Source organism: Catalinimonas locisalis (genome assembly GCF_038039535.1).
Lineage (GTDB): Bacteria > Bacteroidota > Bacteroidia > Cytophagales > Cyclobacteriaceae > Catalinimonas.
This window is the reverse complement of the sequence record NZ_JBBPHP010000022.1, coordinates 16122-28888: the sequence shown is the minus strand read 5'-3', so window position 1 is coordinate 28888 and position 12767 is coordinate 16122. Positions and strand designations below refer to the sequence as shown.

Below are 12767 nucleotides of genomic sequence, written 5' to 3'. Positions count from 1 at the left end.
ATAGAGTATTAACCAAGTATTTAGTGGATATTCATTTAAACGGCTTTAATGTATAATTAGATTTTATAAATGTCAAACAACAACCCAATACTCAACAGTCCCTACGAAGAACCTAAATATCACTATGCTACTGATCAAAATGGTGCGCTGAATTACCAGGATATCAGGGAAGGACGAAGAATCTTTGCTCCTGACATTCATTCTATCCCTACCAAACAAGGACCACAGGGAAAAATCTTTGAGGTCAATGATCTGGCTGCTCAGTATGAGACTGAATTGATTAATCTGGTACGAAAAGAGGTAAAGCAATGGCGTGATGGGGGATATACCAATACTACCCGTGTTACCAAAGAACTTCTGACATTCTGGTTTAAAAATCCTGATAGACTAGTTACCAAAAACCTATTCTTTGCTCAGAGGGAAGCCATTGAAACAGCTATCTGGCTGAATGAAGTCGCTGGTAAATCAAATGCAGGGCAGAATGTAATCAATCGGCTAGAGAAGAATTGTAAGGCTGTGAGTAATGATCCTTCTATGCATCTCCCACGCTACGCGTTTAAAATGGCTACTGGTACTGGAAAGACTGTGGTGATGGGAGCGTTAATCTTGTACCACTTCTTCAATAGGCAAGAATATCGTAATGATACTCGTTTCGCTGATTATTTTCTTTTGGTGGCTCCTGGCGTAACGATTAGGGACCGTCTGGGAGTGCTCAGGGTAGATACTGAAAATAAAAACGCCCAGGATATAAAAGATTACTACCGAGAAAGAGGATTAGTTCCAGATCATTATGTGAGGCAACTGCTCAATCTTAATTCCCGCATTGTGATTACTAATTACCATGCCTTTGAGCCTAAAACGCTCCAGGGTAACAAAAAAAGTCCATTTGATGGGAAAAAGGATGCTTCAGGGAAAAAACAGGAGGCAAAGGAAGACTATAGCTTGGTGATTAAACGTCTAATGGGCAACTTTAAACAGGGAGGGCGTTTACTGGTGCTTAATGATGAGGCTCATCATTGTTATCTACCTAAAGCTAAAGGTAAAAAGACAGATGAAGATAATTCCCAAGAGGAAAATGAGAGAGCAGCGGTCTGGTACACTGGACTTACCGAGATTGGTAAGAGATTTAAGCTCATGGCAGTCTATGACCTTTCTGCTACACCCTATTATCTACAGGGGTCTGGTTACCAATCATACAAATTATTTGGTTGGGTAGTGTCTGATTTCGGATTAATTGAAGCCATTGAGTCAGGATTGGTAAAGATTCCCTTCTTACCTGAAAGTGATAATACACAGGATTTGGAAGGAGCAAAACTTCGGAATCTTTATGATCATGTAAAGGAAGAATTACCACGTAAAGGGCAAAGAGGTAAAAAGAAGGAAGCTAAGAAAAAGGGCGAAATGATAGGAATAGAAGCTCCTCCTAAAATACCTCCTTTAGTCAAAGGGGCATTGGATCAGTTTTACAACCACTACGAGCACTACTTTGATGGTGAAAAGAAGAAGGCTGAGGAAAAAATGGACCTCTTCTCGGAGCCACCAGTATTCATTGTAGTATGTAATAATACCTCTGTTTCCAAAGAAGTCTATAAATTCGTAGCTGGTTATGAAAAGACAGACAAAGAGGGAAATATAATTCAAAGTATTACTGGCCATTACCCTCTACTTTCTAATTATGATGATAGAACTGGTACTGTTCTGCCAAAACGAAAAGCTCCTACTCTGCTTATTGACAGCGATGCACTAGAAAACTCAGATCAGGTAAACGATGACTTTAAGAAAATCTTTGCCAGTGAAATTGCCGAGTTCCGGAAGGAATACGCACGGCAAAAGGGATCAGCTTCCGCTGAAAACATTTCTGATGCGGAAATTCTACGGGAAGTAGTCAACACGGTAGGCAAACCTGGTAAGCTGGGCTCACATATCCGCTGTGTAGTTTCAGTTTCTATGCTCACAGAGGGATGGGATGCCAATACAGTAACTCATATCATGGGTTTAAGGGCATTCAATTCTAACCTCCTTTGTGAACAGGTAGCAGGACGTGCCCTACGAAGAAAAAGGTATAATCTGGTTCCTTATGATCCTAAAACAGGGCAGCAACTGCCGCAGAATACTCGCAGAACCAAAGATATAGTATGGAAATTCCCCCCGGAATATGCTCACATCATTGGTGTACCCTTCAAAATGTTCAAGAGTGGCAAAACTGTGATTAGTGATCCACCGGACTATACCCATATTCGTGCCTTACCGGATCGAGAAGAAGAGTATGAGATCACTTTCCCAAATATTGACAGCTACCGCATAGAGAACAAGGATGGAAAGATAGCATATGACTTTTCTAATCTAGAAAGCTACCAGATAGATGGTTCAAAGTTTCCGACAGAGACCATTATGGAAACGGCTTTTGTGCCAGGTAACGAAAAGTTGGAAGTGAAATCGGTACTGGAAATGCGGGATCAGGAGATTATTTACCAAATAGCCAGAGAATTCCTTAGACATCAGTTTGGTGATATTGATGGCTTTCCAATTCAGCGTTTTCGTCAGGTACGGGACATCGTCAGCGAATGGTACCATACCCGTCTTCAGGTACTGAATTATCCCGGTACGCATAAGCGACTGGTATACTTTGAATCCCCCAAATCAATTTGCGAGCATATAGCTCGCGGAGTCAATACCCATATCAATACTTCTGAATATATCCGGCCGGTTTTCAACTATTACAATCCTTTTAGCAGTACCCGCTATGTAAATGGCAATACCACTAAAGAGATATATCCTACGCAAAAAAGCCACGTCAACTATGTGGTAGCCGATACGGATAGTTGGGAGCAGATTGCTGCTAAGACCCTTGAAGAATTAGATGAGGTAAAAAGCTATGTCAAAAATGAGTTTTTGGGCTTTACAATTCCCTACACCAAAGATGCTGAAGAAAGACGCTACTACCCGGATTTTATCACTCGTTGCAAGGCCCCTGATGGGCAAATGATCAATCTCATTATTGAAATCACTGGAGCCAATAAAACTGATAAATCCCTCAAAAAGTGGTTTGTAGAAAACCGTTGGCTACCTGCTGTCAATGCGGTCAAGGATAAGTACGAGTATGATCCCTGGGTGTTTATTGAGGTAGCCAATGATTTGCGGGATATTAAAAATCAGATTAAAAACATCATTAACTCAACTTCTCAAACAGCCATAGCATAATGTCAGAGTCATACAAACATACCGCCGACAAAAGAGCCCATATACCTTCCAAGGAAGAAGCGGGTTACGAAAGTGCCAGCCCCAAGGTAAGTGGAGGAAAGCAACAGTTAAATGTACCCAAAAACCCGGTAGTTAACCGAGGACAAGACCCTGAACTTTTTTGGATGAATAAGTACGGGGTAGATGAGCAGGATGACCGACTGAAAGTGGATATTCGTTCCCTCTACCGGCATGAGCATATACCACCTGAATCACTTATCAAAGGCTTATATCGGATTGTAGAAGAAAAGAAAAATCCAGATCAGATGGATCTCTTTTCAACCAATGAACTGTTTGGCAATGCATTGGAAAGGGATGAACTGGAGAAGGTGAGTGACTACTATACCCACCAGGATGGCTGGAGTAACCGCATGATTCAGGGAGACAGCCTACTGGTGATGAGTTCTCTCTTGGAGCGGGAAGGTATGGCAGGACAAGTACAGTGTATCTACATTGACCCGCCTTATGGAATTAAATACGGATCTAACTGGCAGATGAAGCTCAACGACCGTAATGTAAAAGATGGTTCCGATGACCACTTAAGTGGAGAACCGGAAATGATTAAAGCTTTTAGGGATACCTGGGAACTGGGCATACACTCCTACCTCAGCTATATGAGGGATCGCCTGCTAGTAGCCAAAGAATTACTTACTGAAAGCGGTTCTTGCTTTGTACAAATTAGTGATGAAAATGTGCATCTGGTTCGTAGTCTTATGGATGAGGTATTTGGTAGTGATAACTTTTTAAGCTTGATTACAGTACGGAAGACTTTGCCTCTGGGGAGTTATGGCTTAGCAGGTGTATCAGATTATATTATCTGGTATGGGAAAAACAAAGGAGATAATACGTACAAATATAGACAATTATATGATTATAAAACTTTCGGTAATAATTCTCCATACTCAATGGTGATGGATGAAGATGGTAACTATAGAAGAATGACTGATGAAGAAAAGGCTAATCCTAATTCCATTCCTAAAAAATCAAATGTTTTCAGGTTGGACAAACTAACCTCCTCCGGTTATACAGAGTCGTGCTTTTATGACTTCGAACTAAACGGTGAAATAATTAAAGCGCAGAAGAAAAGCTGGAGTACTAATAAAAGTGGAATGAAGCGACTGATAGAAAAAGGAAGAGTGATTAAGCCTAAAACAGTTCCCAATTATATACGATATTTTAATGATTTTCCTGTAAAACCAATTCATAATTTATGGGACAGTTTTCAGGGAGCCTCAGAATCGTTATATGTCGTTCAAACAAATAGGGAACTAATTACACGATGTATTTTAATGTCTACAGATCCAGGTGACCTTGTTCTTGATCCTACATGCGGTAGTGGTACAACTGCCTATGTATCTGAACAATGGGGTAGACGGTGGATCACAATAGATACCTCCCGAATTGCTCTCAATATCGCCAAAACCCGCATGATGACAGCCGTTTTTCCGTATTACCATCTGTATTCAGATGTTGATGTTCAGCGTGAAGAAAAGGAGGGTAAGATCAAAAAGAAAGTTGTCCCAAAGCCTGAGTCAGAACAAATAGGCGATATGCGGCAGGGGTTTGTGTATGAAGAAGTACCCCATATTACCCTTAAGGCCCTGGCCAATGATGAGCCTTTTGATACCGAGACCCTCTACGATCAGCCCTACGAGGATAAAAAGAAAATGCGAGTTGCCGGTCCTTTCACAGTAGAAACACTACAAAACTTTGAGCCTTTACCTCCTGAAAGCTTGGATGATACCATCTTTGAAAACACCAAAGAAAGTCAGGGAGATGGTAATTTTGAAGAAACTGTTTTTGAGCACCTCAAATCTGCCGGTGTTAAAAATGGTATCCGAAATGAGCAAGCGGTCTTTGTCCGCATAGACCCGCTCAGCAGTGGCTATCTTCATGCAGAGGGTTTTTATCAAGCAGATAAAATTGAAAAGAAAGCTTATATCCATATAGGCCCTAAATTCGGTACGGTGAGCAAGCAGGCGGTCAATGAAGCTGTTAAAGAGTGCCGTCAGCGTGGAGATGGTGACTGGCTCATCATACTAGGCTTTAGCTTTGAAAGTGATATCCAAAACCAGAACGTTACCACCAGTGTCGGCAGTTTTGAGGTCACAAAAGTCCGCATGAACGATGACCTCATGCAGGAGGGGCTGATGAAGAAAGACAAAAAAGCCGCATCCTTTGTTACCATAGGTGAGCCGGATATCAAGCTACACAAGAAAGAAGATAGCGTACAGCTAGAAATCCTTGGCCTGGATATATATGATCCCATCAAAGACCAAGTAAAAGCCCGCAGCCGGGCCGATATTGCCTACTGGATGGTAGATGATGATTACGATGGCAGCAACTTCGTAGTGAAGCAAGTCTTCTTCTGTGGTGGCGATAAAAAGGAATTCCAAAAGTGGGAGAAAGGGCTCAGCGACTTGGCCCGTCAATCTACCAAGCGCAACGCAGAAAAGACTCTAAAGATTGAGATAGACGATGAAGCCTTTGACCGCATCTACGGCTTCCAATCTCATCCCATAGAGGTTAAGAAGGAGCACCAGCGCATCGCCGTCCGCGTGATCAGCCAGTTTGGGGAAGAGAGTACAAAGGTGATGACAATAAAATAGCACCTGACATGCTTATCGTTGAAGAACTAAATCGTCTACATCCTGAGGTTGAAGCAGCAGTAGCACAGCTCTTTCAAAAGGCTTATGAAAACCAGCAGCATGAACAAGATTTGCTACTTGCAATTGAAAACGCAGCATATGATAAGAGCTTGGAAGGTAACTCATTAAGGCTTTCTCCATATGTAATTGGTCCTCAAGGTATAGGTTGGGCTTACAAAGCAATTTATGACTATTTAAAAAGCTATGAAGATAGTTATATAGTTGATAATGATATAATAAAAAGTAATACCAAATCTGGAGATACTAAGCAGATAAGAGAGTGGGAAGAACAGGAATCCATCGCTATTCAATTAGGGTTGTATGCTTATCTCAAATTTTGGGAGTCAGATTATATTATCCGGCACTTTTATCAACTTACTAATTTGGCATGTGGAGAACCTTACGATTGGCACCTTAATTTTGATGAGGAAAAGAGTAGGCAGAAAACAGTAAGGGTAAAAATTAGAAATAGGCTACAGAGCATTTCTCCTTTATTCTATGATCTTCTCAGAAATTCATATAAACCACAGCTTAGAAATGCTATAGCCCACTCATTATATTACTTTATCGGAAGTACAATTCACTTTATGAATTATGGTACGAATCCAGGAGATGATTTGAATGTTTTGAAATTTGATGAATTGAGAACATATCTCCACTATACTTTTTTGCTCTTTAATGAAATTATAGGACAACGTCTAAAATGGCATAAGACCTATGGAGATAAAGCACTGAAAGAAAGTGAAAAGCTAGAGATATTGATAACCAAAAAGAAAATAGAAGAACAGGCTACTACAAACTTAAAGTATTATCCCACTCAGGATCGTTGGGGGTATCAACAGTAGCTTTAATTAAATTCTCTGATATGACAGGTAGCTGAAAAGCGAATTAACTTTTCCTCTTCTTTCTACAAAAGAATGCATATAACTAATATACTGGTCAAGAGAAACACTTATAATAAAAGCATCAAAAGATTACTAACTGGAAAAAATAAAGAAGAATAAGAGTGAAAGAAGTATGTGGAGGCTCAATACCAGACGATGGTTTATATGCCTTCTTTATCACTGATAAGCTATAAATTATAACTCCCTGAAAATCAGCACACAGTTGTGACCCCAGCTGGTTCACATCTAAGAAAATATATAGATGGAATCTTATGATATTGTTACGAATAAGGTGAGGGAGTTATGTTGAAATAGCATATATAAATATTTATCAATTTTAATTGATACATCAAGTAAATTATACTCTTTTTGATATGTTAAAAAACTTGGGGGGTATACCTTATACAGGACTTATCTAATACACTTTTACGGTTAAAAAGCTGAACCACAATTTCTTATGGAATGTATTTACCTATATGGACTTAGTAATAATACAGGCCCCTTTACCTAAGCCTTCCGAAACCACTTCGCTAAACCGGGACGGTCTGTTTTTAATAAATGGAATTATACTAAAAGTTATAAAAAATTTGGAATGGGTACTGTAAGTAAGCCTAAAACCTAGCTTGAAAGTATTTAGAAGCCTGATTTTGTAATGGATAGGTACTGATAATTTTTCTTATAATAACAATATTTGCCCAATGTGAGTATACTCAAGAATGAGAACTTTGATATGCCATTGCCGAACTATTAAAGCTATATTAACTTTAAATGATGTATGCTATGGGAATTGACTTCTTTGCTATCAGGTTTAGGATACCGAAGGTATGTTCTTTAGCTCTGCCTTGCAGGCTACTGTTATTTTATTATCTTAGGTTAAGGTTGATAAATGAGTTTTAGATATGGATGCACCTACCTTTTTAGCGCTCTGGGCGGGAGGATTTACGCTTGTTATCTCAGTAGTGTTCTTTTTCTTCTTTAGAGCTGAATTTAAACGACAGAAAAGAGAAGGTTTATAATATGGACATATTAGATATTTTAGTAATGTCAAGTCTTTTCGCTCCTGTGCTTTTTGGTTTATTCGTACTGTATCACATGAGAAAAGATTCAAAAGAAAAGTATTAATTATGGATATCATTCACATTTTAGCAATTCTTGATGGCCTTGCACTACTTGCCTTTATGGGCGTAGTGATTTTTTATGGCAGAATAGGCAAAAACAAAGACATTTAGCCTATGAATTGGATAGCTATATTTATTGGACTGCATATCATCTACTGGATTTTTAAGAGGCCCGATCAATACTGGACCTCCTTGAAGCCAGACAAAAAGAAAAAGGACAAGTCATAAGCCTAATGTGTTTATAAGCCATGTATTGTATTGCTAGATAATTTTGTGAAAGTTGGGATAGTTACTAATGATTTTCATTGGGGTAATAAGTAGGTCACTTTGTCCCAAACTATCATTTTGCCCCTACATTCTTTTCGTCCAAAATGACCTACTACTTGAACGGTCATTTTGGCTAAATTCATGTTTTTTAAAGTTGGTCATTTTGGCTAATTCTTGATGCTCAAAGTTAGATAGTTCTAACCATTTAGTATTAATCATTTTGCCAATTTGGCCTTGAATAGGATTAGGTAATAAATTAATTAAATAACGCATTCTATCACGGTGGTAATTATGGCTTTTCGGAGAGATTCTATGTAGTCTTTCCCAATATGCTAGATTGCCATAATCTTTTAATTTTGCACTTTCAACTTTAGTCACTTTCAATTTTTTTAGGTTAGTATCAAACATGAGAATTTTGTTCCAAGTATTCTCGAGATCTTCACCCAGCATATTTAAATAACTTTTATCTACTAAGTCATCAAGTGTATGAATGAAGATTTTTTTCTTGAACAAATGTTCCATTTTCTTTACTTTGACTTCAATCCGGCATATCTGATGCTCTAAGTGATACTGTTTTGCCTTATCATAGACTTTGATGGTGAATTGATTCATAGCGCAGTCCTTACCCGATAAAGGGATATGTTTATTATTCCTCATCGGGTTGAATGAGTTTGTTGAGTAGCGCAATAGGTTATCAAGAATTTTATACGTTCTGATAGGTAAGTTTTGCAGATTAACACCATACTCTATATTATTAATTCTTGCTTGCTTAGGATCAATATCAAACTTATTGCAAATATCATCAACGGCATTGCATAAATCTGTATAATAAAAGTCCTTGTAATTTCTATTGTCTTGCCAATATTTATGAATACTGCCGGATAAAAGAATAAAATCTTTGCTTTTAAACTCAAATATCAAGTTCTCATATCTAGCAACTTGAGGATAAAATATTTCGCCTGTTAATTCTGAGATAGGTCTTTTAAAATCAAGCAGAGGATTAGACAATAGTTGTTCCTCAAGGCTAGGATCAAGCCTCATTTTTAAGAAATCGATCATGTTCAAATAATTAAGAAAGCGTGCTGAAAGATAGGTGTAGGTGTGTAGTGCTTTCTTTTTATACAGACTTATTAAATAACTGCAATACCTTGTGGAAATATAAGAGGTAATCTATAAGGTCTGACATTGAAAATCCTAAGTATAAGTCTCCTTCAATGCCATTTAACATAAGCTGTTTTTGTTTATCATTCAGAACTAAACCAATGATTAAAGGTTGACCATAATGGTTTGTTTCACCAATCCATAATTCATAAAAATCTTCATTTACAAATAGCCTAAATGTAGAAATTAATTTATTGTCCTGGTTATATAAATAGGTTATATTTTTTTCATAAACCATATTGATTTCCTTGCAAAAAAAACCATCGTCTATACTAATAGCTTTAGAATAATTGTTTTCAACACAACGATACCTTTGGCAAAAGTGACTTTCAATGACCTCTTGCATGCTTTTTATGTACATCATTAAGATAATTAAGAGGTTACTGATTTCTTTCTTTTAGGATTAGGTGCATGTTTCATGACTTCAGACAAAATGAAGTATCTCCGGCCACCAATTACTTTAGAAGGGATGTGACCGGCCTTCACCCAATTGTTAATGGTAATTCTTGAAACTTTAAGCTCCTGGGCAACTTCAGTGGTAGTGAGTGGCCTTTCCTTAGAAGCTTGCAGATGATCTTCTAATGCCTCCTGAATACTGGACTTAATAATTGCGGGTATCTGAGCTTTGAGTTCATCAAACTCCTCAGATAAGTTAAGGTTAACGTGAAATAAATTTTTCATAATCATTTATGTTAATGTTAAAACAAAGATGATTGATGAAAAAAAGAGGGGCGTCCCAAATATCCCAAACTTAGATATTTGGGATAAAAAAATTATAAATCTATGCTAGATTGATAAGGTGGTATTAACCTTTCATACTCATCAACTAATTTAAATGATGCTTTTTTGCTGTACTCACTGGTTTGATTAAATTTTTTTTTACCGTAGTATTCAAAAAAACATTCTCCTATAATGGTATTATTATTCTCTAAAAAGTATCCTTTTTCTTTAATGATAAGGTATGCAGTAACCAATTCGGACCTGCTTCCAGTAAATCCATGAAATGACCTTCTACTTGGTTCTGAAAGAGGCTTATCATCTACATTTAATTTCTTCCCAAGTATGTTATGGATTTTGATCATTGCTCCGGGTTTCCACAGGTCAGTGTATTTTTCTACTATTGATCTATTGTCTTCATATTTTTCTTTAGGCTTCGCTGTGGTGAGATGACTTAAGATATCATCTAAGTCTCTATAGTCGTTCTTATCACCTGTCAAACGTGACCAAGTTTTTGAAGCATCTATTGAATGAGCTAAATCGTTAATTAATTTGCTACGTGCTCTGTTATTTAACCTGATGCCCCCCTTTTTAATCCAGGCTTCAAGATAAAAATCATACGATTTAAGAAGAATTATAATATCAAATGTTAGTTGATGAGTAGTGTTTTTTTCTTCATCACTCATCCCATTAGCCTCTTCACTCAGCATTTTAAAAAAAATGTCTTGTAAGTCATTTATATTTGTTTCTTCTGGAGCATGAAATTTAAGTAACTCATTTTTTTCTTCTTCAGATTTGTTAGACTCTTTAATTTTTTCAAGCATTAATTCTCTAAATCCCTTCTTTTTAGGGGTGCTTATTTTTTCATTTTCATGTTTGAATAATTCCTTTAAATAGCGCAAGTATATAGTTTTTGCCTCTAAACTAACCGGGAGATGAAATTGTATTTCTTTTAGTTTATTTTGAATTAATGTTAACTTTTCAATGCAATCTTCCGCTGTGAGTTTACTATACCATTCTACAAACTGCTCTTTTCCCATTTCAACTAACTTTAGTTATTAAATTCTTTGTATTCCTATCAGGTTTTTCATAATTACTTAAAGCTTTTTCCAATGCGTCATGTCCGGCATTTTCATACTTAAGCAGGGTTCGGGTATCAGAATGATTGGTAAGTTTCATAACCATTAGCATGCTCATGCCTGATTCTAATAACATGGTCACTGCCGTTCTTCTTGCCATATGTGATGATGCAAAACCATATAAGGGTTTAGTAAGCTTAATTTCTTTTTTACCGATATATCTTTTAACAATTACCTCACGGTCAAGGCCTGCTTTAGCAAAGACTTGTTTGATAACCCTATTAAATTCTTGGTTGGTAATTTTAGGTAGTTCAAACTCATACTTTTTTAAGACGTTTAAAGCCGGAGCGCAATACCCAACAAAAGGAACTCTAGTAAATTTGCCGGTCTTATGAGCTTCAAATTCCCAGGCATTATTTTTAATATCCTCAGGCCTGTAGTTTTCAATATCTGACCAGCGTTGGCCGGTGAAGCATCCAAATAGAAAAAGGTCTCTTACCCTTTCCATTCGCTTACTGTTTGAGAAGTCTGTCTTTTCTAGCTGATTTATCTCTATTTTAGTGATGGTAACTATTTCCTTTTTACCGTTTTGTTGCCGTTCATTTCTATCCTTCTTAAAAGGGTAGGGGTTAAAGCTTTTATTCTGGTAAATGGTATTCTTATGGTAGTTCATTTCATAAGCCCACTGCATAAACATTTTGATGGTGGCTATGTACTTGCCAATTGTATCATTCCTTAAGCCTATCTCACCGGATTGCATATTTTGCCTTTCTTCAGTTAAATACTTTAGAAACTTTTGATAAAAGCTCATGTCTACCTTTTCAAAAGTGAGCTTATAGTTATGCATCTCATTAAATTCATTCAATGCCCTTAACACATTCTTATATTCTCTTAAGGTACCTTTCTTGTTAGTCATTGACTTTGCTTCTATAAAGTCATGATAGTAGGAGAAAAAGTCTTTTTTGCGGGTCTTGGGCTTTCCTTCTTTTACTATCTGGAGGAATAATTCTTGTATTTCTTCCCAGGTGACATCTTTATTATCAAGTTTCCTTTGGCGGTAGGCATTTAGAATATTGTGTTGGAGTAAATCTAGGTTTTGATTTAGTTCTATACTGCCAGGGAAGTTTTTTGCTCTGCTTTTCCCAAAGTCCCATTTTTTAGGCAGAATTTTTTCATCTGTCTTATGCTTTACCATGTGCGAACGGTCTAGAATAAGGTGCACATAAATTCGGGTTTCAAAAGGGTTGAGGAGACTATCAATAGATTTTCCCTGTTTCTTCCTTTCCTTTATCTTCTCCTTAATCTTCTTATTCTCTGCTTTCGCTTTTTCCGGTTCCTTTACGGTAGACCTCTTATATGGTCTTAATAGTGTAAACTTTACTGTTGCCATTTATTGATGTAAAAAATGCTTACTGTTTCTACAAAGAAAAGAAAAGTAGAAACAATGTAGAAACATTTTCTTGTCAGGATAAAAATTATAATATACTTATTTTATCAAAAATCCTCCTGAATAAGCTTTTTAGGAGGATTTAAAAGGATTTTAGTTATCAGAAAAAAAAATTTTTATAAGTTTTATTTACAGGTTCGAATCCAGTCATCCCGACAGTTTTACATTCAAATTTCATCAGAACCCCTTAAATCGCAGGATTTGAG

Annotated in this window: 8 protein-coding genes; 3 read left to right on the top strand and 5 right to left on the bottom strand. The window is 37.1% G+C overall.

Features of this window, described 5'->3' with window-relative positions:
* Nucleotides 1-69: 69 nt before the first annotated feature.
* From WJR50_RS21620 to WJR50_RS21610, 3 genes are read left to right on the top strand one after another with little or no spacing between them, the layout of a single operon-like run.
* On the top strand, nucleotides 70-3201 hold the full coding sequence (locus WJR50_RS21620) for a BPTD_3080 family restriction endonuclease (RefSeq protein ID WP_341295409.1): 3132 nt from the start codon (nucleotides 70-72) through the stop codon (nucleotides 3199-3201).
* Nucleotides 3201-5849 carry a site-specific DNA-methyltransferase gene (locus WJR50_RS21615; protein WP_341295408.1) on the top strand — a complete coding sequence of 883 codons (2649 nt, stop codon included), beginning with the start codon at nucleotides 3201-3203 and terminating at the stop codon, nucleotides 5847-5849. Before WJR50_RS21620 ends, WJR50_RS21615 begins: the two co-directional genes overlap by 1 nt.
* A gap of 8 nt (nucleotides 5850-5857) precedes the next feature.
* Nucleotides 5858-6733 carry a hypothetical protein gene (locus tag WJR50_RS21610; protein WP_341295407.1) on the top strand — a complete coding sequence of 292 codons (876 nt, stop codon included), beginning with the start codon at nucleotides 5858-5860 and terminating at the stop codon, nucleotides 6731-6733.
* A gap of 1508 nt (nucleotides 6734-8241) precedes the next feature.
* On the opposite strand, the gene WJR50_RS21605 is transcribed toward WJR50_RS21610, so the two are convergent.
* The 5 genes from WJR50_RS21605 to WJR50_RS21585 all read right to left on the bottom strand — a co-directional run bounded on the left by WJR50_RS21605 (nucleotide 8242) and on the right by WJR50_RS21585 (nucleotide 12504).
* On the bottom strand, nucleotides 8242-9216 hold the full coding sequence (locus WJR50_RS21605) for a hypothetical protein (RefSeq protein ID WP_341295406.1): 975 nt from the start codon (nucleotides 9214-9216) through the stop codon (nucleotides 8242-8244).
* 58 nt (nucleotides 9217-9274) lie between these two features.
* On the bottom strand, nucleotides 9275-9664 hold the full coding sequence (locus tag WJR50_RS21600; protein WP_341295405.1) for a hypothetical protein: 390 nt from the start codon (nucleotides 9662-9664) through the stop codon (nucleotides 9275-9277).
* Between the two features lie 26 nt (nucleotides 9665-9690).
* A complete protein-coding gene (locus WJR50_RS21595; RefSeq protein ID WP_341295404.1) occupies nucleotides 9691-9999 on the bottom strand; it encodes a helix-turn-helix domain-containing protein in 309 nt (102 codons plus the stop codon).
* A 92-nt stretch (nucleotides 10000-10091) separates the two neighbouring features.
* Nucleotides 10092-11075, bottom strand: a complete 984-nt coding sequence (locus WJR50_RS21590) for a hypothetical protein (RefSeq protein WP_341295403.1) — start codon at nucleotides 11073-11075, stop codon at nucleotides 10092-10094.
* Between the two features lies 1 nt (nucleotide 11076).
* Nucleotides 11077-12504 carry a tyrosine-type recombinase/integrase gene (locus WJR50_RS21585; RefSeq protein ID WP_341295402.1) on the bottom strand — a complete coding sequence of 476 codons (1428 nt, stop codon included), beginning with the start codon at nucleotides 12502-12504 and terminating at the stop codon, nucleotides 11077-11079.
* Nucleotides 12505-12767: the final 263 nt, after the last annotated feature.

Bases quoted from the DNA above. Each gene is read 5' to 3' on its own strand.
- WJR50_RS21620 (WP_341295409.1), top strand. From the start codon at position 70: ATGTCAAACAACAACCCAATACTCAACAGTCCCTACGAAGAACCTAAA.
- WJR50_RS21615 (WP_341295408.1), top strand. From the start codon at position 3,201: ATGTCAGAGTCATACAAACATACCGCCGACAAAAGAGCCCATATACCT.
- WJR50_RS21610 (WP_341295407.1), top strand. From the start codon at position 5,858: ATGCTTATCGTTGAAGAACTAAATCGTCTACATCCTGAGGTTGAAGCA.
- WJR50_RS21605 (WP_341295406.1), bottom strand. From the start codon at position 9,216: ATGATCGATTTCTTAAAAATGAGGCTTGATCCTAGCCTTGAGGAACAA.
- WJR50_RS21600 (WP_341295405.1), bottom strand. From the start codon at position 9,664: ATGCAAGAGGTCATTGAAAGTCACTTTTGCCAAAGGTATCGTTGTGTT.
- WJR50_RS21595 (WP_341295404.1), bottom strand. From the start codon at position 9,999: ATGAAAAATTTATTTCACGTTAACCTTAACTTATCTGAGGAGTTTGAT.
- WJR50_RS21590 (WP_341295403.1), bottom strand. From the start codon at position 11,075: ATGGGAAAAGAGCAGTTTGTAGAATGGTATAGTAAACTCACAGCGGAA.
- WJR50_RS21585 (WP_341295402.1), bottom strand. From the start codon at position 12,504: ATGGCAACAGTAAAGTTTACACTATTAAGACCATATAAGAGGTCTACC.